Consider the following 19,449-nt stretch of genomic DNA (forward strand, 5'->3'; position numbering starts at 1 on the left):
CTGCCACTGATCTTTCATCCAGCCGCGACCGGAGCCCGGTTGGTGTTTACGCCAAATGGCGCGGGTTGAGCAATCGCCCGACGCGCGGAGCTCTCATCTCGCGCAGCGGGTCGGGCGATTGCGGTGGTCAGGGTCTGCGCGTAGTCAGCCGGGGTCTGATAGCCCAAGGCCGAATGGGGGCGCTCGGTGTTGTAGTCGGCGACCCAGGCGGCGATCAGGTCGCGGGCATGGGCGAGGTTACGAAACAGCGTCTCGTTCAAGAACTCGTCCCGCATCCGGCCGTTGAAGCTCTCGACAAAGCCATTCTGCATCGGCTTGCCCGGCGCGATGTAGTGCCATTCGATCCGGTTCTCGGCGCACCACTTCAGGATCGCGTTCGAGGTCAGTTCCGTCCCGTTGTCCGACACGATCATTCCCGGCTTGCCGCGACGTTCGATCAGCGCCGTCAGCTCCCGCGCGACGCGCCGGCCGGAGATCGACGTGTCCGGGATCGCGGCGAGGCATTCGCGCGTGACGTCATCGACGATGTTCAGCACCCGGAACCGCCGCCCGCACGCGAACTGGTCATGGACGAAATCCAGTGACCAACGGGCATTTGCGCGCGCCTCGACCAGGATCGGGGCGCGGGTGCCGATGGCCTTGCGCCGCGCGCGCCGCTTGCGGACGGTCAGCCCTTCCTCGCGGTAAAGCCGGTAGATACGGTTGATCCCCGAGGGCTCGCCCTCCCGCCGGAGCAGGACGAAGAGCCGCCGGTAGCCGAACCGCCGACGCTCGTTGGCAAGCTCCCGCAATCGGCCGCGCAGTTCCGTGTCGGGTGCGCGTTGCGACCGGTAGCGGATCGTCTTCCGATCCGCGCCGGCAATCTGGCACGCCCGTCGTTCCGACAGCCCGAACCGGGCCTTCAGATGCGCGACCGCCTCGCGCTTCACGACGGGCGTCACCACTTTTTTGAAACCAGCTCGCGCATCGCGGCCAGATCCAGCATCTGCTCCGCCAGCAGCTTCTTCAACTTGGCGTTCTCGTCCTCGAGCGCCTTCAGCCGTTTGGCCTCTGACACCGTCATGCCGCCGTATTTGGCTTTCCAGTTGTAGAACGTCCCCTCCGACATGCCGTGCTTGCGGCACAGATCGGCACACTTCGCCCCGGCCTCATGCTCGGCCAGGATGCCGATAATCTGCTCTTCGCTGTATCTCGTTCGCTTCATTGTCCGTCCCCTCCTTGGGTCGGACTCTAATCGCAGGTGGAGGAAAAATCCCGTGGCAGGTCACCGGCCCTAATCGCGGGGGAAGGTCAATCCTGATGGACCAAAGGTTGCCCATGCGCTAACACTCAAAGCGGACTACTCAGGTGGGGCTGATCACTACGCGTGGAAGAGCAAACTGGGAGAAGAGAAGTCGAAGAGATAAATCAGTTAATTTGCTTTTTATGAGAATTATAAATACATACGATTCTATCGTCTTCGTTTTTCGTTTCATTTTCCGATATCTCTATAGCCGCAAGCGCTTCACAGGCGGCTAGCTCTTCCGCAAGCTTTGGTAGTCCATTTTTTTTAGAATACTTCTTGATATCTCCAAGGATGTCTAGTAACCACGCATGCTTCATATAGGCCATCTCCACCTTTTGCGCCAAGAATCGACGCTTTAGTCCATGTCAACTCCCCTACCCCGTGGCTATCCACAGGAGCATCACTCACCACCAGCATACCACTGAAAAAAACACATAAACCATCAAAACACAATCTTAAGTTGCATTCGCGTCGCTGTTCCTCTGCTGCTTTGGCGCGTGATCGCCGTATGAGTGATACACCTTTGCCGTTGAAGAGCCGACAATGCGATCAGGCGGCCTCGAGCATCCGCTTCTTTTCGGGCGCGGCGTCCGAAAAGGACTGGTGGAACCACTTCAACGAGGTCTCGCGCGTGATGCCAAGCCGGGCCAGCGCGCCGGGGAAGAACTCCTCGCGCATCTGCCACAGGCCGACGCCGATCATCTCCTTGCCTTCGCCGGTCGAGCCGATCACCTCGGGCGCGATGTCCAGCATCCGGTAGATCCGCACCATGCGCCGGTCGAAGACCCCGATGAAATGCTCCACCGCGAAATTGGCCATCACCTCGGCGCCGCCGAGGGCCAGCGCCTGGGAGGTTTCGCGCCCGGCATCGGGGGCGAGGCAGAACCGGGTGCATTCCCAGATCAGCGGGCTTTCGACCCGCACGCCATCGGTCAGGTGCAGGAAGTGTTCGTTGATCATCGTGCGCCCCGTGGTCGGCAGGAACCGCATCGAGCCGCCGTGGCGGCCGTCGGCCTGCTCCCAGATCACGTAGAGCGGGTTTAGCGCGTCATACTGGTCGCGCTCCTCGCCGCGGTCGTTCACCGAGACGTCCCATCCGAGCCGTTCTTTGAACTGGATCGCGCGGTCACGAAACATCGTGTCGCGCAGGAGCGGAAATTTGTGCAGGCTGTCGGCATAGATGTAACGCAGCATATCGGGGGTATCCCTCTCACGTTCTGTGCTGAGGGAAAGCTACCCTTACTCTGGTTACCAGCCTGCTAACCGACCGTGCGATACGCCGGTTAACGCCTTGGAAAGATGTTTTATAACAATACGTTAATTTCTGGGAAGCTATCGGATCCGTTCTCAGAGTCTATGGCTAGGGCACACAATTTCGCGACACGACCCTCCCCATATCTGGTGAATTCTGAAAAGACTGTACTTCTTTTAGTATGTCTTGGTTCTTCAATTGTCACAGAAAACTCTGTACCTCATGAAGAAGCTAGGTCAAGGCCACGAACTCGACGCTTCCGCGCTTCTGTTAGAGGTCTGCGAGGAGGTATTGGCCAATGTCGACATGATCGGCGACGATCGACTGCGGCTTGCCTGTCTTGGCTTGATTGGTGCCTTACAGAAGGACTCAGAACAACCCGGTCATGATACTTGACCTGGTCGTGTCGCGAGTGTTGTGGAAATTCCCGAGCGGCGTCTCCGGTATGTCGCGGATCAGGCGGCTGCGTCAAGGACGGCAGGTTCGAGCGGTTGGTGATGCGCGTGTACATTATGTGGCGACGCTACCAGGTGAAACACCATCGCTTCAATGCGCCATTCGCCGGCCGCGTGTGATGACAGAGGCCGCAGAATTCACTAACCTGCAGGCATCTAACCCATTGAAATCACGAAAATCGCCAGATGCAATCGCCGAAAATCAGGGCCCGAACTGTCGAGCTTGGGGGTCGCGGCTGGGTGAAAGATCAGTGGCAGTCACCGAGCTATGCCGAGAAATGGGTGATGGAGCCTGAGAAGGCGGCGTATCGTGGCGGGTGCTGAAGCCTGCCAGAACCTCCCGAAGGAGCGATACGCCATGAACGACGATACCACGATCAGCCCGCTTCACCAGCCCGAATCCGTCGAGGATCCGCTGGCGTTGTTGCACAAAGAAGCTCCGGGATTCACTTCGTGAATCCAATGTAGTAGCGGGCTTGCATGAGCAGACCGCCGAAGCCGACCTACAAGACCACCAACTGGCCCGCATATAACCAGGCGCTGAAGCAGCGTGGATCGCTGACGGTCTGGTTCGACCCCTCGATGCAATGGGACGCGTTGCCGTCCGGGCGTCGCGGCCGGCAACGGGCCTATAGCGACGCAGCGATCCAGGCTTGCCTGACCCTCAAGGTCCTGCTCGGGCTACCGCTCCGCCAGGCCACCGGCTTCATGGCGAGCCTGCTGGAACTGTCCGGGCTGGGGTGGTCCGTGCCGGACTTCAGCACGCTGTCACGCCGCCAGAAGACATTGGACGTGACCATTCCGTTTCGCGGTTCGAAAGGTGCCTTGCACCTGCTCATCGACAGCACCGGCATCAAGGTGGAAGGCGAAGGCGAGTGGCACACGCGCAAGCATGGCGGGTCGAAACGGCGCGTGTGGCGCAAGATACACCTCGGGATCGACGAGCAAACATTGGAGATCCGGGCTGTCGAGGTCACGTCCAGCAATGTCGGCGATGCGCCGATGCTGCCGGACCTGCTCGCCCAGATCCCGACGGACGAGGAGATCGCCACCGTCACGGCCGACGGCGCCTACGACACGCGCGCCTGCCATGATGCCATCGCGGCCCGCGGAGCAGCAGCGATCATTCCGCCCCGCCGAAATGCCCGGCCCTGGAAGCCGGACACGACAGGAGCTCGCGCACGCAACGAGATTCTGCGGGCATCGAAGCACCTGGGCCGAGCGCTCTGGCGGAACTGGAGCGGGTATCACCGCCGCAGCAGGGTGGAAACGAAAGTGAACTGCGTGAAGTTGCTCGGCCAGCGGCTGATGTCGCGGGATTTCGACCGCCAGGTGGCCGAGGTCCAGATCCGCGTGGCGGTCCTGAACCGCTTCACTGCCCTCGGCATCCCGACGACCGTGGCAATAGGATAAGTGTGTCCGGGGAAAGCGGAACTGCGGTCATCAGTTGATTTGTGCAACAGCGCCGCTCCAGGTCGCTCCAAATAAACTCCAGTTTTGAGGTTGGCGGTTACGCGACATTAACCAAAAGACTGTATCCTTTCATCCGCCGCCGACTAGGTGCACAGACCCTACGCAAATGACTTCTCTCTGAAGTCCTTTGAGATGAAGCGAAGCGACCTACTATGCTACCAGCGCTACACATGTCCCTTCTTCCTGCGAATAGCAGGAGCTTTTCGAGTCAAATTATCTGAATTGATGGATATTTTTTCTTCTGGAGCAAACCTGAGCCTGGCCCGCGCCCGAAGCCGCGGCCTTTTCCTTGCGGTGCTGGTGTTCAGCGTGTTCACCAACCTGCTGATGCTGACCGGCCCGCTTTTCATGCTGCAAGTCTACGATCGGGTTCTGGGATCGCGGTCCGAGGAGACGCTGGTCGCGCTCTTCATCCTGGTCGCGGCGCTCTACTTCTTTTACTGGCTGCTCGATTTCGCGCGCGGCCGGGTGATGGCGCGGATCGGTGCGCGGCTTCAGGCGGTATTCGGGCGGCGCGTGTTCGCGGCGGTGATCGAGCGGGCGGCGATCCGCGGCGGGCAGGGGCCAGGCGCGACAGCCCTTTACGACCTCGACGCGGTGCGTAACATCTTCGGCTCGCCCGTGCTTATGGCGCTGTTCGACCTGCCTTGGACGCCGATCTTCCTGGCCGCGATCTTCATCTTTCATCCGTTGCTCGGCTGGCTCGCCATTGCCGGTGGGGGGTTACTGATCGCCGTGACGCTGATCAACCGCCTGGTCACCCGCAAGGCGCTTGAGAAGTCGCAGGGCATATCCCACCAGGCACAGCGGATCGCCCGCCAGTCGGAAGAGGGCGGCGCGCTGGTCTGGTCGCAGGGAATGGCGCCGGTGATGGCGGAACGCTGGGCGCGGCTGCAGGACGAGGCCGGTACCAAGGGGCTGGGTGCCAACGACCTCACCGGCACGTTCTCGTCCTTTTCGCGCGCTTTCCGCTTCTTCCTGCAGTCGGCAATGCTGGCGCTTGGCGCGTGGCTCGTGCTGGAGCAGCAGTTGACGCCGGGTGCGATGATCGCGGCCTCGATCCTCCTGGGGCGCGCGCTGGCGCCAGTCGACCAGGTGCTCGGCCAGTGGCCGGCGATCCAGCGGGCGCGCAGCGGCTGGACCAGCCTCGCGGACTTCCTGAAGGGCATTCCCGCGCGCCGCGCCCCGACCGAGCTGCCCGCGCCGGAGGCGCGCCTGTCGCTGAGCAATGTGGCGCTGAGAAGCTCCGCCAGCACGCCGCCGATCCTCTACGGCATCAGTTTCGAACTCGAGCCGGGCGAGGCGCTTGGCGTGATCGGCAAGAGCGGGGCGGGCAAGACCAGTCTTGCGCGCGTTATACAGGGGCTGGTAACGCCCACCGCGGGCGAGGTCCGGCTCGCGGGCGCCACGCTCGACCAGTACGGGCCCGAGCGGCTGGGCCGTCATATTGGCTGCCTGCCGCAGGACGTGCGCTTTTTCGATGGCACGGTCGCCGAGAACATCGCCCACATGGCGCTGGAGCCCGATGCCGGGCGCGTTGTTGAAGCCGCCAAGCTGGCCCGAGTGCACGAGATCGTGCTGCGCCTTCCCAATGGGTACGATACGCCCCTTGTGGAGGGCAGTGTGCTGTTGTCGGGCGGCCAACGCCAGCGCCTGGCCCTTGCGCGTGCGCTCTATCACGACCCCGTGCTTCTGGTGCTGGACGAGCCGAACTCGGCCCTCGACGCCGAAGGCTCCGAGGCCCTCAATGCCGTGGTCAGCGACATGAAGAAGGCCGGGAAATCGGTGCTCATCATGACCCATCGGCCCTCGGCCATCGCGGTCTGCGACCGGCTGCTCGTGATCGATGGCGGCATGCAGAAGGCCCTTGGCCCGCGCGACGAGATCGTGCGCTCGCTGATGAAGAACGCCGGCAACGTGCAGCGCGCGATGGACGGCGCTCGGGGGGCTGGGGCCGCGGCTCCGGCCGCAGCGCGACAGGAGGTTGGCGAATGAGCCGTCCGACGCTTCCTTCAGCGCGCCTGCCGCTCGTTGTCGGCGCGGTCGCGATCCTGCTGCTGGTCGGCGGGCTCGGCGTCTGGAGCATCGCGACCAACATCGCCGGCGCCGTCGTCGCAACCGGGACTGTCAAGGTCGAGAGCGAGCGTCAGGTGGTCCAGCATCCCGACGGCGGCGTGGTGGGCGAGATCCTGGCCAAGGATGGCGACGAGGTGAAGGCGGGCGACGTGCTGCTGCGCCTCGACGGTACCTTTCTGCGCTCGGAATTGGCCATCGTCGAGAGACAGCTTTTCGAGATTGAGGTGCGCAAGGCGCGGCTGATGGCCGAGCGCGACGGGGTCGAGACGCTGGATATCGGCGAGGTGTCGGGCTTCGACAATCTCGACCCGGACTGGATACGCGGCCAGATCGAGGGGCAGAAAAGCCTGTTCGTGGCGCGCCGCGCCGCGCTTGCCCAGGAACTGGAGCAAATCGACGAGCAGAAGACCCAGATCGAGAACCAGATCGAGGGGTCCAAGGCCCAGATCGCGGCGCTGGAAAGACAGCTCGGCCTTGTGGAACGCGAACTGACCGACAAGGAGACGCTCTTCGCCCAGAACCTCGTACCCGTGGGCCAGGTTCTGGCGCTGCAGCGCGACGAGGCGGGGCTCGAGGGCGATATCGGGCGGCTGACCTCGCAGGTGGCCGAGAGCCGGGCGCGCATTTCGGAACTGTCCGTGCAGGCGCTGCGCCTGGCGGAAAGCCGGCGCGAAGAGGCGATCACCCAGTTGCGCGACCTGCAATACAGCGAGATCGAATTGGAGGAGCGCCGCCTCAGCCTGATCGAGCAGCTGTCGCGGCTGGACGTGCGCAGCCCTACCGATGGCGTGGTGTTCGGCTCGTCGATTTTCGCGGTGCGCGCGGTGGTCCAACCGGCCGAGCCGATGATGTACGTGGTCCCCGGCGGGCAGGCGCTGCTGGTCTCGGCGCGCATTGAGACGACCGATATCGACCAGGTCTTCCCGGGGCAGCCGGTCTTCCTGCGGCTGACAACGTTCGACGCGCGCACGACCCCGGAAGTGCCGGGCGAGGTGCTGCGCATCTCGGCCGACGCGCTCACCGACGAGGCGACCAAGCAGACCTATTACGAGGCCGTGATCCTGCCCGACACCTCGGTGCTGGAGGACATGCCCGGAGTTGAACTGTTGCCCGGCATGCCGGCGGAGGCGTTCCTGCGCACCCGCGACCGCACCCCGCTCTCTTACCTCCTTCGCCCCATCGCGGTATATTTCGAACGCGCCTTCCGCGAGGAGTAGTTCACAATAGCGTATCCGCGCGAGACCCAGGAGATGGTGTTCGACGCGCATGACAGGGCCTTCGCGTTCTTCGGCGGCGCCTGTGCTCGCGGAATCTATGATGTCAATCGGCATCCATGTTTGGATGCCCCCTTCGACGCAAGGATTTTCTGACCTTCTGAGCATGTGATCGGGTGGCCGCTCCCCCACAAGACACGTCGCTAACGACGTCGTTATGCACGTGTCTTAGCTCGCGACCCCGCCGTCAGGCAGGCGGCTTCAATCGGGCGGATACCGACAACCGCAGCTTACGGCAGATCTGCTTGATCGACTTGCCGTCGACGAAATGCGCACGCCTGATCTTCGCGATCGTCTCCACAACCAACATCCCCTGACTGCTCCCTCATGCCTTTGAGAAAGCTTCTGATCAGAAGTATCAGGGGGGTCACTTTGGGACGCCGATCACCCCAAGATGGGGGTCAATTTTGATGGGGTGGATGCCCCCGCCCGACGGCATCGCGATTTGCCAGGATGGTGATGCTGAAGTCACCATAGAAAGAGGAGGCATCCATGAATGAGGTTAGCATCGTCGGCGTCGACCTGGCAAAGCAGGTCTTTCAGGTTCACGGCGCTGCGGCGGACGGGCGGGTGCTGTTCCGCAAGAAATTGTCACGCCCGCAGTTCGCGAAGTTCATGGCGGCCCTGCCTCGGTGCGTCGTGGCGATGGAGGCCTGCGGCACCGCGCATTACTGGGGCCGGGAGTTGGCCGGGCACGGGCATGACGTCCGGCTCATCCCGCCGGTCTATGTGAAGCCGTTCGTGAAGCGGCAGAAGAACGATGCGGCCGATGCGGAAGCCGTCGCCGAGGCGGCCCTGCGCCCGACGATGCGCAGCGTGGCTGTGAAGACGGCCGGACAACAGGCGCGGGCGATGCTTTTCCGGACCCGCGATCTGCTCGTCGGACAGCGCACCCAGTTGATCAATGCACTCCGCGGCCATCTTGCCGAGCATGGCATCGTTCTGGCCAGGGGCATCGGCAATATCGACCGTCTCGCCACGCGCCTCGAAGAAGAAGGCCTTCCCGATCTGGTCCGGGACCTGGGGCGGCTCTACCTCCACCGGATCGCCGGTCTCAGCGACGAAATCGACAAGCTGGACGGGCGCATCGCGGCCGCCGCGAAGGAAAGCGATGTCGCGCGCAGACTTCAGACGATGCCGGGGATCGGTCCGGTCTGTGCCATGGCGATCGCCACCTTCGCGCCCGACATGCGGGAATTCCGCCGGGCGCGCGATTTCTCGGCCTGGCTCGGGCTCGTTCCCCGGCAACATTCCAGCGGCGGCAAGCAGAAGCTCGGCCGCACCTCCAAGATGGGCCAACGCGACATCCGGCGCCTGCTGATCGTGGGGGCGATGTCCGTCGTGCATTGGCGAGGGCGCGATGGCGGCAGGCCCGGGTCGTGGCTCTCCCGCATGCTGGCCCGGAAACCGCGCATGCTGGTCGCGATCGCCCTGGCCAACAAGATGGCCCGGATGGTCTGGGCCATGCTCTCGCGCAACGAGGACTACCGGGGTCCGGTCGGCGATGTGAGGAGGACGACGACCAGCATGGGCAAATGATCGACAAGATCCGGAACGGGAAACCCAGTGGCGTCCAACGAGCCCGAACTCGCAATTTTGATCTGGACCCCGGTCCGCGCATCACCATACCGGCCCGCGGCATGTCACGGCCGCACCTCAGAGGCCTGAAACATGACCGCATCCGATCACATGCTCAGAAGGTCAGAAAGTCCTTGCATCGAAGGGGGCATCCAAACATGCATGCCGCTCCACACGCTGTTCCGATGGGGAGAAACCCTCCCTTACGGTTCTTCGTGCCGCGGCCGAAGTTCAGATCCTATGCCGAACTGAACGCCTGGCTCGAGGACCGATGCATCGCCTACGCCAAAGCGTACCAGTTCTGAAGGAAGTAGACCCTCAGCATCGTCTCCAGCGGCATCGGCGGGCTCCCGCCCTTCGGCTCCGCCTTCGGATAGTGCGGCGCGATCAACGCCAGGACTCGGTCCCACGGAGCCACCGCATCCATCTCCGCTAAGAACTGCCCGCGCCGCGTCACCTTCTTCTTCATCGCATCACGCAGACCGGGAATGGCGGGCTGTTTCGGCATCAGGAGGCTCCTCGTTACATTGCCGGAGTCTACCAGATCAGGCGGCCACAGCGAGATTCTTCAGACGTTCCTCGACTTGCGCTTGGTGATCATCGCCTTCTCCTCTCGCCGGACGGTCGCGAATATTGGCCGATCGAGGCCGGCAAGAAGCGAGATCACGGGAAGGGGCGTAAAATCAGGCAGAATCGAGGAAATTCCGCGGGTCCTCAGGAGGTTGCGGCACTGCCTGATTTTTATCGTGTATAAGCGGGTAAAATTTTTTAGAGAAATTTTCTGATTCATGGCGCATGCGCTACGAATGGCGCTAAAGTTTGGCGTTTCGAAAAGATATTAAAATTCCCTCTGGAGCGGCATCATAATCATGTGATATTTGGATTTGGGTAGTTATATCAATATGTTAAAATATATAAATTGCTTTATGGATTTGTGCTGAGGTGAAAATATGTGAAATTTTATATTTTGCTTTGTGGCAAAAGATATGACGGCAAGAGCTGATTAATCTCTCGGGGTGAAAAGAGCGGAAGATTTGCCGCGCAAGGTCACCCACTGAGAGAGAGAGAACGATGCTTCCGCTCAAGCCAAAGACGGGCCTCCCCATATCCGAATATGACTCTTTGACAAGTGGAGAAACCACACTCCAGTCGAGCGAGGTATCTTATTTAGGCTCTCTTGATTTCGGGGCACTGGATATCGCGGGATTCCAGCCCGGCTCCCAGGACATGGGCGCCCACGCGGCCTCGGCCGATGGCCTGACGCTGACGCAGTCGAGCCAGAGCTGGGAACAGATCACCGGCGCGTTCACCGTCACCGAGGACACCCGCCTGTCCTTCGACTTCGCCGCCTCCAAGGCCGGCGAAATCCACGCCATCATGTTCGCCAACGGCGAAACCCTGTCGGAAGCGACCACGATCCAGCTGCTCGGCTCCCAGGCCTTCGGCATGCAGGACTACGCCGATTACGAGGCCGGGTCGGGGCTGCGCCATTACGACATCGCCCTGGGCGACCACTTCACCGGCAGCTTCGACCGCATCGTCTTCCTCACCGACGACGATGCCGGCCTGGGCGCCGACAGCACCTGGGCAAACGTCACCCTGCAGACCGGGACGGACGGCGCCGAGGCGGGCTCGGCCCTCGATTTCGGGGCACTGGATATCGCGGGATTCCAGCCCGGCTCCCAGGACATGGGCGCCCACGCGGCCTCGGCCGATGGCCTGACGCTGACGCAGTCGAGCCAGAGCTGGGAACAGATCACCGGCGCGTTCACCGTCACCGAGGACACCCGCCTGTCCTTCGACTTCGCCGCCTCCAAGGCCGGCGAAATCCACGCCATCATGTTCGCCAACGGCGAAACCCTGTCGGAAGCGACCACGATCCAGCTGCTCGGCTCCCAGGCCTTCGGCATGCAGGACTACGCCGATTACGAGGCCGGGTCGGGGCTGCGCCATTACGACATCGCCCTGGGCGACCACTTCACCGGCAGCTTCGACCGCATCGTCTTCCTCACCGACGACGATGCCGGCCTGGGCGCCGACAGCACCTGGGCAAACGTCACCCTGCAGACCGGGACGGACGGCGCCGAGGCGGGCTCGGCCCTCGATTTCGGGGCACTGGATATCGCGGGATTCCAGCCCGGCTCCCAGGACATGGGCGCCCACGCGGCCTCGGCCGATGGCCTGACGCTGACGCAGTCGAGCCAGAGCTGGGAACAGATCACCGGCGCGTTCACCGTCACCGAGGACACCCGCCTGTCCTTCGACTTCGCCGCCTCCAAGGCCGGCGAAATCCACGCCATCATGTTCGCCAACGGCGAAACCCTGTCGGAAGCGACCACGATCCAGCTGCTCGGCTCCCAGGCCTTCGGCATGCAGGACTACGCCGATTACGAGGCCGGGTCGGGGCTGCGCCATTACGACATCGCCCTGGGCGACCACTTCACCGGCAGCTTCGACCGCATCGTCTTCCTCACCGACGACGATGCCGGCCTGGGCGCCGACAGCACCTGGGCAAACGTCACCCTGCAGACCGGGACGGACGGCGCCGAGGCGGGCTCGGCCCTCGATTTCGGGGCACTGGATATCGCGGGATTCCAGCCCGGCTCCCAGGACATGGGCGCCCACGCGGCCTCGGCCGATGGCCTGACGCTGACGCAGTCGAGCCAGAGCTGGGAACAGATCACCGGCGCGTTCACCGTCACCGAGGACACCCGCCTGTCCTTCGACTTCGCCGCCTCCAAGGCCGGCGAAATCCACGCCATCATGTTCGCCAACGGCGAAACCCTGTCGGAAGCGACCACGATCCAGCTGCTCGGCTCCCAGGCCTTCGGCATGCAGGACTACGCCGATTACGAGGCCGGGTCGGGGCTGCGCCATTACGACATCGCCCTGGGCGACCACTTCACCGGCAGCTTCGACCGCATCGTCTTCCTCACCGACGACGATGCCGGCCTGGGCGCCGACAGCACCTGGGCAAACGTCACCCTGCAGACCGGGACGGACGGCGGCACACCCCAGCAGCCGGGCGGCCAGGAGCCCGACCCGGACCCGGTCGAACCGCCCGAGGACCCGGCTTCCCCGGTCGAGGACCCGTCAGCCCGGGACGCCCTCGGGCGACGGTGCCGGGACGGACGGCGGCATCCAGATCGACCGCACCGCGGTGGAGGTGAATTTCCGGGCGGTGACGACGCTGCGGCCGAGGGCGACGCCATCGCGGGATCCGCATCCTGGACGGTCCGGCGCATGGCAACCTGACCGTCAATCCCGACAACAGCCTGGCACTGGTGCTGACCGAGACCGACTATACCGGCCGGCTCGACATCCGCTACGAGGTGACCCACGCCGACCGGTCGACCGAGGTCGTGGAAACCCGGCTGGAGGCGGTCGCCGGCCCGGTCGAGGGCGGCTGGGGGCTCGGCGATCACTACATGCTGGCGACCGACGCGAACGACGAGGTGATCGTCGAATGGGGCGACAACCACCGCGACGTCTACGTCTCGGGCAGCGACGCCGCGCTGAGCCTGGAGGAGATCGCCGAGATCGAGGGGCTGAAGCCCGGCCAGATCAATGGCCGCTGGCTGGCGGACCACCCCGAATACGGGTCGTCCGAGGACACCGCCCTCGATTCCGGGGCGGGCTACATGCTGTGGCGGACCTTGGTGAGCGACTCCTACGAGGCGCCGGCCTCGCACTGGCTGCGCCTGGAGGCGGGCTACGAATACGACATGCGCATCCCCCTGATCGGAATGCGCGGCGAATCCGAGCTGCACCCGTTCCACATCACCTCCTATGGCGCGGGCGAGAAACCGGTCCTCTCGAACATGCTGCAGACCTTCGGCGAGGGCTCCCGCAACCTGGTCATCAGCGACGTGGAACTGGGCGACGGCCTGCGCTTCATCGCCAGCGGCGAGAACTACATTCTCGAGAACATCACCTCGCGCGGCGACATCATGACGATCCAGAAAGTCGGCGATTTCACGCTGCGCAATTCCGAGGTTCGACGTGGCACTCGAAACCTCGCTGACGGAGGGCCGCTGGGAGCCGGCGCCGAACCGGATCTCGGGGATCTACACCAGCGCCGTCGACGGGCTGCTGATGGAGAACACCTTCTTCGACCACAACGGCTGGGCCGACGGCTACGACCCGGATCTTTCGCTGGACGGCAACCAGCCGCCCAGCATCTACAACCACAACGTCTACATCGCCGTCGACAACCTGGACCTGACCTTCCGCGACAACATCTCGATGCGCGCCGCCTCCTTCGGGGCGCAGATCCGCTCGGGCGGGTATGTCGAGGACAATGTTTTTCTCCACAACAACGGCGCGGTCTATGTGGCCGGCGGCCCCACCAAGGGATCGAGTTCCGTCTACGCGGGCAACTACTCGCTCTATGCCGACAACGTGATCACCTCGGGCCAGAACCTGATCTACGGCGACATCAACGGCCAGGTCACCGGCGGCATGGGCGACTACGCGCCGCTGACCTCCCACGTGGACAACATCGTCGCCCATCTCGCCAATCCCGACGACCCCGAGGAACTGGCCAGCAAGACCATAACCCAGCCCGCCATCTACGGCGCTACCAAGGCCTATTACAACGACACGATCGTCTATAACTGGGCCGGGGCCGGCAAGGACAAGCACTTCCAGGACGTCAACACCGAGGGGCTGGACCGGGACGTGCTCGATGCCACCACGATCCAGAATTTCGCCGCCACGCTTCTGGGCAAGGCCGACGCTACGATCGCCGACCTGGCCGCGCACCTGCGCGCCTCGGCGATCGAGGACGCGTTCGCGGGCAAGACCGACGCCGTGCTGATCACCGAGTTCTTCCAGGCCGGCTTCGGGCTCACCCCCGAAGGCCGGCTCGCGGCGGAAGACCTGCGCTTCGTGCCCAGCGATCTTTCCGGCGGGGTCCGCTGGGACAACCGGCTGAACTGGTCGACCGAGGATCTGCCCGGCACCGTCGCCGGCGACAGCGTCGACCTGGCCGGCAACTGGGTGCGCTATGCCGGCACGACCGCGATCGAGGATCTCGATTTCGGCGCGGGGGGCCGGCTGACCGTGACCCAGGGCAAGCTGGAGATCGCCGGCGACGTCGAGACCGAGGCCGCGGGCGGCACGCTCGCGATCGCCGAGGCCGGCCAGGTCTGGATGAACGGCTATGGCGACAGCGACCGGCTGGAGATCGCGGTGGAGGGCGGCCGCTTCGCCAATACCGGGGCCGTGGACGGGCGGATCGACCTGTCGATCTCCGGCGGCCAGGCGCTGCTGGCCACCGAGGGCGCCCGGGCTCGACCTCTCCGGCGACAGCGCGATCGAGATCCGGGGCGACGCGGCGCAGGTCGGGTTCGGGCCCGCCGGCGGCCCCGGCGTGCTGCGGCTCGAGGCGGGCAGCACGCTGCGCTTCGAAGCCGCCGATGGCGGAATCGGCAGCATCGGCGAATTCCGTTCCGGCGCCCAGGGCGAGGCGCCGGTCGACGTCGCCTCGGGCGTGAATTTCGGCGAGGCGCAGCTTCAGATCGACCTCTCGGGGCTCGACGCCGGGGCCGGCCGCCACGCGCTGATCTCGGTCGACGAGATGGTCGGCGCCTTCGACAGCATCGATGTCACCGGCCTGTCGGATGCGCGCGACGCCAAGATCGTCGTCGACTACACCAACGACGTGTTGATGCTCGAGGTCTCGGACGAGGGCGCGGGCGCGGGCCGGCTGGACCTCTCGGTGCGCGGCGATGCCGAGGACGCCCGGGCCGATGCCCGTCTCTGGGAGGCGCTGACCGCGGACTTCGCCCCGCTCGGCGACGACCAGATGCCCGACGAGGTGGCGCTCAACGACGTGCTGCTGATGGAGTTCTGAGCACCGGCCGGGCGGGGAGCCCCCTGCCCGGCCGCGGCCGCGCGGCCGCGCGGCCGCGGCCTAGATGATCTGCAGGTTGCCCGTGGTCACCGCCACCCCGTAGACCACCGCGTTGGCCACGGCATGGGCGAGCACCGCATCGCCGATCCGCCCGCGCCGGCGGCAGACCCAGGAAAACACCAGCCCGGCCACCAGCGCCTCGGCCCAGCGGTCGTGCAGCGCGGCGAAGGCCGAGGCCGAGACCAGCGCCGCGGCGACGGCCCAGGCCCGCCCCTGCCCCAGCCTGAGCTTGCCCTCCAGGTAGTCGCGGAAGAACAGCTCCTCGACGAGCGGCACCAGAAGCACCGTGCCGAGGCCGCGGGCCAGGTACCACCCCACCAGCGCGCCCCGGCGAGCGTGCCATAGGGCGGCGCGGCATCGCCCGCCGGCACCGGGATCACGCACCACATCGCGCCGATCGCCGCCCCCGCCCCGAGGGCCACCGGGTCGAGCCGCCAGTCCAGCGCGCGGTAGATCGGCCAGAACAGCGCCACCACCGCCCCCAGGAGCGCGGTGCGCAGCGGGTAGAGCGCCCCCGGCGCGGTCGACAGCGTCGAGACCACCAGCGCCGAGAGCATCAACACCGCGAAGGGCAGGATCCGGGCGGCCATCGGATCGCGCCACAGCGGGGGCAGGGGCGCCGCCGCGGCCGGCCCCGCGCCCGCCGCCCGCGATAGAGCGCGGGGACGCCCCGCGCGAGCGCCACCACCCCCAAGGCGATCAGGGTGAACATCAGCCAGCCCGCATGGCTGTGAAAGCCGCCCACGGCCAGTTCGGGATGGCCGCTCAGCCCCAGCGCCAGCAGGGCCACGATCCGCACCACGTTCAACAACGCGCTGACGGCGATGCCGAGCGGCAGCAGCACCAGCGCCAGGGGAAAGCGAAGCTCGTGGCGGAACAGGATCAGGAACACGTCACGAAGATCGTGACCAGGGCCATCCCCTCGACCCCGAGCAGACCGGGGCGATGTCGATCCGGAACCCCTCGGCGCCGATGATCTTGCGCGCAGGGTCGGTCTCGATGCTGTAGCCCAAGACCCGCGTCCCCCAGACCACCGCGGCGAAGGTGGCCTCGTGATCGTGTCGACCTGCCAGAGCGGGCGGATCTTGATCGCGAGATAGGGCGCGGCCAGCCCCGCCACGGCGCTCAGCGCCAGCGGCCGGCCGGCCTCGGCCAGCAGGGTCCGCCAGCGCGCCGGCGGCGCCAGCATCAGCGCCGCGCCGGCCCCGCCCAGCAGCATGCCCAGCCCCCAGACCGCCGCGGCCGGCGCCACGAACATGCGCCCGGTGCCGTTCTCGAGAAACAGCAGCGGCAGGAACATCACCGCCACCCCGGCGAGGTTTGAGGCCGAGGGGCAGGGGGCGCGGCCCGGCCTCGGCAGGAACCGCGCCATCGCCCCGCGCGCGAGCATCGCGAACAGCGCGAGCGCGCCGGCCAAGGTCAGCGCGCTGACCATCACGCCGCTGGCCGCGCCGCAGATGCGCCAGCCCCAGTTCGCCTGGCAGTCGAAATCGATCCCGTGCTTGTAGATCAGGCTGATCGCGGCAAATTCGGCCGCCAGCAGCCCCAGGACGATCCACAGCCCTCCCCCGGCCGCACCGGCCCGTGCTGCAGGCATGCGTTCCATTCTCGCGCTCCGAATTCCCCACCCCGTCCTTGCGGGATAGCCCAGCCCGGGACACCGCTCAAGGACGTTGCGCGAAAGGCGCGGTTTCGCATGCGAAAACCGAAACGCCAGAACCTTGGAAACGCGGGATTTTTTCTGGCAAGCGCCGGAAATCTCGTGCCCCGGCCGTCACCGGCGGGCGAGAAAGCCGGCGATCGCCTCGGCCAGGCCGTCGTCGACGGCGCCCCCCGACAGCACGATGCGGCCCTTCTTCGCCGCAAGCCGGATCCCCGGCGCGACCTCGCGCGCGGTCTCCGCCCGGGCGGGCGCGGCCTTCTTCAGCGCCCGTTCCAGGGTCCGGCGTTCGGCCGCGGCATCGGCGGGGGGGCTTTTGCGCAGCGCTCGGCCAGCCGGCCGGCCAGGCCGGGATCGGATTTGAGCGCCGCGGCCAGCGCCAGCCCCAGCCGTTCCGGGATCGCGGCGGGAAACCGCAGCACCGCGCCCAGCGTCTCGTGCAGCCCGGCGAAGGTCAGGATCTTCGAGCGCCGCGCGGCCGGGGCGTTGGCGAACAGCCCGCGCGCCGCGGCGGCCGGGTCCTCGAACAGCCCCATCCGGGCCGCCTCGGCGACCAGCCGCCCGCGCTCGTAGAACGACAGGTCGGCACGGATCTCGTTTTCCTCGACCATCGCCAGATAGGCCCCGGCCGCGCCTTCGGGGCTGCGGATCAGGCACTGGATCTCGGCAAAGCGGGACTCGCCCGTCTCGGCATGCAAGTCCGACAGCGCCGCCAGGCGCCGTGCCCCCGAGATCAGCCCGTAACGCCCGCCGCCCAGGTCGACCACCTCGACCGGGGGTCTGCTGGCCGCGCGCGGCCAGGCTCGCCTTCAGCGCCGCCATCTCCTCGGCGTCGTGGTGCAGCCGGTCGCGCATCAGGTGGCCCGCCTCGACCGCCGCGAGCGGCACCGAAACCACCATCCGCCCGCTCTCCCGGGCCGCGGCGATCTCGCCGGACAGCCGGTCCAGCGCGGCGCGGGTGGCGGCATCGGCGGCGACCTCGGCCACCGGCGGCCGGCGGGTCGCGGTCGGCGCGACACCCTGGGGGTAACGCTGGGTCATGGGGTCCTCGGCATCGGGCAGGTCCGGCATCGGGGAGAGGCGTTTTCTGCGCGCCATCAGACGGGCTCCTTGGCTAAGATGGGGTGAAACGACCGGGCGCAGGTCATTCGGCGGCTTCCGCCCGGGCCAGTTCCTCGCGCCGCCAGATGCCGTAGAGCAGGGTCTTGAACGCGGCGTAGGTCGCGTCGAAGGCGGCGCGGCCGCGGGCATAGGTCTCGCGGTTGAAATCGCGGTAATCGGCCTCGTAGATGCCGTTCACCTGCTCCCCCCTGGCCGATCAGCGCGGTGAAATCCTGCCTGTGGGGCGAGAGCACCGGGCCCATATAGGCCTGGATCAGCCCCGCCATCTCGGCCTGCTGGGCGGCGTCGTAGCGGGTCATCACCGCGCGCACTGCGTCCCATTCGAACTGCAGCTCCTCGCGCCCCAGCGCGCGGGCGGCGACGTTCTCGCCCTCCTCGATCGAGGCGAAGGTGGCGTGCAGCATGTCGAAGAACCGCCCCGTGGAGTCGAATTCCAGGAACGACGCGCCGAAGGGCACCAGCAGGATGTCGGCCGCCGCCAGCCCGTTGATCGTGAGATAGCCGAGCGCCGGGGGGGTATCGAGGAAGACGAGGTCGTAGGCGTCCAGCACCCCGTCCTCGGCCAGGATGTCGGTCAGCGCGTCCCACAGCCGCCAGCCGCGCGACTGCATCCGCCAGACCGGAATCTGGAATTCCGCCCAGTAGAGGTTCAGCTGCGCCCCGATCAGGTCGATATTCGGCCAATGGGTGCGGCCGATCACGTCCTGTGCCGTGACCTTCAGTGCCTCGCCCAGGGTGTCGTCCAGCGGCAGCGGCGCCTCGCCCCGGTCGAGGCGCCGCTGGTTGTCGGCCCGGAGCGTGGTGGCGTAGTGGCGCGCAAGCAGCGGGAAGGCGGTGTCCCATTCGTCGGCGATCTGCCCGCCGAAGATCGAGGTCATCGACCCTTGGCTGTCGAGGTCGATCACCAGCACCCGGTAGCCGTCGAGCGCGGCGGACATCGCCAGGTGCGCCGCCGTCGAGGTCTTGCCGACCCCGCCCTTGAAATTCGCCACCGCGACGATCTTGGCAGGCAGGCCCTCGGGCCGGTAGGGCAGGTAGCCCTTGGCCTTGGAACCTTCCGCCCCGAAATGCGCCCGCAGCCGCAGCACTTCGTCCAGCGAGAACCACTTCGCGCCGCCCTCTGTTTCGGAGCGTCCCTGGGGCAGGTCCGGGTTCTGCCGCAGCACCCGGCGGAAATGGGCCGGCGCCACCGGGATCAGGTAGCGGGTGATCTCCCAGGTGGAGAACAGGCGCAACCGCCGTTCCCCGGTTGCGTCCAGCCCCCGCGCCGCGAGATCCGCCCGCCCCGGCGACAGGATTCCGCCACGCTGGCGAATTGTGCCGTGCCCACGGGGCCCCGAGCGTCGTCATGGCCCCG

At 65.8% G+C, this 19,449-nt stretch carries 15 protein-coding genes and 2 pseudogenes; 8 read left to right on the forward strand and 9 right to left on the reverse strand.

All coding sequences use genetic code 11. The features are described from left to right. Positions 1–14: 14 nt before the first annotated feature. The 3 genes from BUR28_RS18735 to BUR28_RS18745 all read right to left on the reverse strand — a co-directional run bounded on the left by BUR28_RS18735 (position 15) and on the right by BUR28_RS18745 (position 2,479). Positions 15–1,204 (reverse strand): IS3 family transposase gene (locus tag BUR28_RS18735; protein WP_139307446.1). Its coding sequence is split into 2 segments (ribosomal slippage): positions 15–952 and positions 952–1,204, totalling 1,191 coding nucleotides; the frame shifts between segments, so codons are not numbered across the junction. A 203-nt stretch (positions 1,205–1,407) separates the two neighbouring features. Next, complete coding sequence (locus tag BUR28_RS19725; protein ID WP_139307659.1) at positions 1,408–1,611, reverse strand: hypothetical protein; 204 nt, start codon at positions 1,609–1,611, stop codon at positions 1,408–1,410. A gap of 223 nt (positions 1,612–1,834) precedes the next feature. Further along, entirely contained in the window at positions 1,835–2,479 is a 645-nt protein-coding gene (locus BUR28_RS18745) for an acyl-homoserine-lactone synthase (RefSeq protein WP_074221784.1), read from the reverse strand. Positions 2,480–2,759: 280 nt separating this feature from the next. On the opposite strand from BUR28_RS18745, the gene BUR28_RS20265 reads away from it, so the two are divergent. The 4 genes from BUR28_RS20265 (at position 2,760) to BUR28_RS18760 (ending at position 7,758) form a co-directional block, all read left to right on the forward strand. Next, the gene (locus BUR28_RS20265; RefSeq protein WP_175566989.1) at positions 2,760–2,933 is read left to right on the forward strand and encodes a hypothetical protein; all 174 of its coding nucleotides are present in this window, start codon (positions 2,760–2,762) and stop codon (positions 2,931–2,933) included. Between the two features lie 539 nt (positions 2,934–3,472). Beyond that, positions 3,473–4,405, forward strand: a complete 933-nt coding sequence (locus tag BUR28_RS18750) for an IS5 family transposase (protein ID WP_074221785.1) — start codon at positions 3,473–3,475, stop codon at positions 4,403–4,405. 285 nt (positions 4,406–4,690) lie between these two features. Next, a complete protein-coding gene (locus BUR28_RS18755; protein ID WP_074221786.1) occupies positions 4,691–6,460 on the forward strand; it encodes a type I secretion system permease/ATPase in 1,770 nt (589 codons plus the stop codon). After that, positions 6,457–7,758, forward strand: a complete 1,302-nt coding sequence (locus tag BUR28_RS18760; protein WP_074221733.1) for an HlyD family type I secretion periplasmic adaptor subunit — start codon at positions 6,457–6,459, stop codon at positions 7,756–7,758. Before BUR28_RS18755 ends, BUR28_RS18760 begins: the two co-directional genes overlap by 4 nt. A 244-nt stretch (positions 7,759–8,002) precedes the next feature. On the opposite strand, the gene BUR28_RS20730 is transcribed toward BUR28_RS18760, so the two are convergent. Continuing rightward, on the reverse strand, positions 8,003–8,125 hold the full coding sequence (locus BUR28_RS20730; protein ID WP_074221734.1) for an integrase: 123 nt from the start codon (positions 8,123–8,125) through the stop codon (positions 8,003–8,005). A 182-nt stretch (positions 8,126–8,307) separates the two neighbouring features. On the opposite strand from BUR28_RS20730, the gene BUR28_RS18770 reads away from it, so the two are divergent. After that, entirely contained in the window at positions 8,308–9,354 is a 1,047-nt protein-coding gene (locus BUR28_RS18770; protein ID WP_074221735.1) for an IS110 family RNA-guided transposase, read from the forward strand. Between the two features lie 322 nt (positions 9,355–9,676). Here BUR28_RS18770 and BUR28_RS18775 read toward each other — a convergent pair. Continuing rightward, positions 9,677–9,901 (reverse strand): annotated as a pseudogene (locus tag BUR28_RS18775) (IS5/IS1182 family transposase); the annotation flags it as partial. 719 nt (positions 9,902–10,620) lie between these two features. On the opposite strand from BUR28_RS18775, the gene BUR28_RS18780 reads away from it, so the two are divergent. The 3 genes from BUR28_RS18780 to BUR28_RS20275 all read left to right on the forward strand — a co-directional run bounded on the left by BUR28_RS18780 (position 10,621) and on the right by BUR28_RS20275 (position 15,250). Then, positions 10,621–12,648 (forward strand): hypothetical protein, encoded by a 2,028-nt coding sequence (locus BUR28_RS18780; protein WP_074221787.1) that lies wholly within the window; start codon positions 10,621–10,623, stop codon positions 12,646–12,648. A gap of 29 nt (positions 12,649–12,677) precedes the next feature. Then, on the forward strand, positions 12,678–14,009 hold the full coding sequence (locus tag BUR28_RS20270) for a hypothetical protein (protein WP_175566991.1): 1,332 nt from the start codon (positions 12,678–12,680) through the stop codon (positions 14,007–14,009). A 758-nt stretch (positions 14,010–14,767) separates the two neighbouring features. Then, on the forward strand, positions 14,768–15,250 hold the full coding sequence (locus BUR28_RS20275; protein ID WP_074221789.1) for a hypothetical protein: 483 nt from the start codon (positions 14,768–14,770) through the stop codon (positions 15,248–15,250). Between the two features lie 60 nt (positions 15,251–15,310). Here the strand turns inward: BUR28_RS20275 and BUR28_RS20280 are convergent, their stop codons facing one another. From BUR28_RS20280 to BUR28_RS18810, 4 genes and pseudogenes are all read right to left on the reverse strand, one after another. Continuing rightward, the gene (locus BUR28_RS20280; protein WP_074221790.1) at positions 15,311–15,628 is read right to left on the reverse strand and encodes a CPBP family glutamic-type intramembrane protease; all 318 of its coding nucleotides are present in this window, start codon (positions 15,626–15,628) and stop codon (positions 15,311–15,313) included. Positions 15,629–15,866: 238 nt separating this feature from the next. Next, complete coding sequence (locus tag BUR28_RS18800) at positions 15,867–16,916, reverse strand: archaeosortase/exosortase family protein (RefSeq protein ID WP_074221791.1); 1,050 nt, start codon at positions 16,914–16,916, stop codon at positions 15,867–15,869. A 317-nt stretch (positions 16,917–17,233) separates the two neighbouring features. After that, complete coding sequence (locus BUR28_RS19740) at positions 17,234–17,737, reverse strand: hypothetical protein (protein WP_074221792.1); 504 nt, start codon at positions 17,735–17,737, stop codon at positions 17,234–17,236. A gap of 377 nt (positions 17,738–18,114) precedes the next feature. Then, a pseudogene (locus BUR28_RS18810) lies at positions 18,115–19,449 on the reverse strand (AAA family ATPase); the annotation flags it as partial.

This window comes from Rhodovulum sp. ES.010, assembly GCF_900142935.1.
Lineage (GTDB): Bacteria > Pseudomonadota > Alphaproteobacteria > Rhodobacterales > Rhodobacteraceae > Rhodovulum.

Bases quoted from the DNA above. Each gene is read 5' to 3' on its own strand.
- BUR28_RS18760 (WP_074221733.1), top strand. From the start codon at position 6,457: ATGAGCCGTCCGACGCTTCCTTCAGCGCGCCTGCCGCTCGTTGTCGGC.
- BUR28_RS20265 (WP_175566989.1), top strand. From the start codon at position 2,760: ATGAAGAAGCTAGGTCAAGGCCACGAACTCGACGCTTCCGCGCTTCTG.
- BUR28_RS18780 (WP_074221787.1), top strand. From the start codon at position 10,621: ATGGGCGCCCACGCGGCCTCGGCCGATGGCCTGACGCTGACGCAGTCG.
- BUR28_RS18800 (WP_074221791.1), bottom strand. From the start codon at position 16,916: ATGGAACGCATGCCTGCAGCACGGGCCGGTGCGGCCGGGGGAGGGCTG.
- BUR28_RS18755 (WP_074221786.1), top strand. From the start codon at position 4,691: ATGGATATTTTTTCTTCTGGAGCAAACCTGAGCCTGGCCCGCGCCCGA.
- BUR28_RS18770 (WP_074221735.1), top strand. From the start codon at position 8,308: ATGAATGAGGTTAGCATCGTCGGCGTCGACCTGGCAAAGCAGGTCTTT.
- BUR28_RS18750 (WP_074221785.1), top strand. From the start codon at position 3,473: ATGAGCAGACCGCCGAAGCCGACCTACAAGACCACCAACTGGCCCGCA.
- BUR28_RS19725 (WP_139307659.1), bottom strand. From the start codon at position 1,611: ATGGCCTATATGAAGCATGCGTGGTTACTAGACATCCTTGGAGATATC.
- BUR28_RS20730 (WP_074221734.1), bottom strand. From the start codon at position 8,125: ATGTTGGTTGTGGAGACGATCGCGAAGATCAGGCGTGCGCATTTCGTC.
- BUR28_RS18745 (WP_074221784.1), bottom strand. From the start codon at position 2,479: ATGCTGCGTTACATCTATGCCGACAGCCTGCACAAATTTCCGCTCCTG.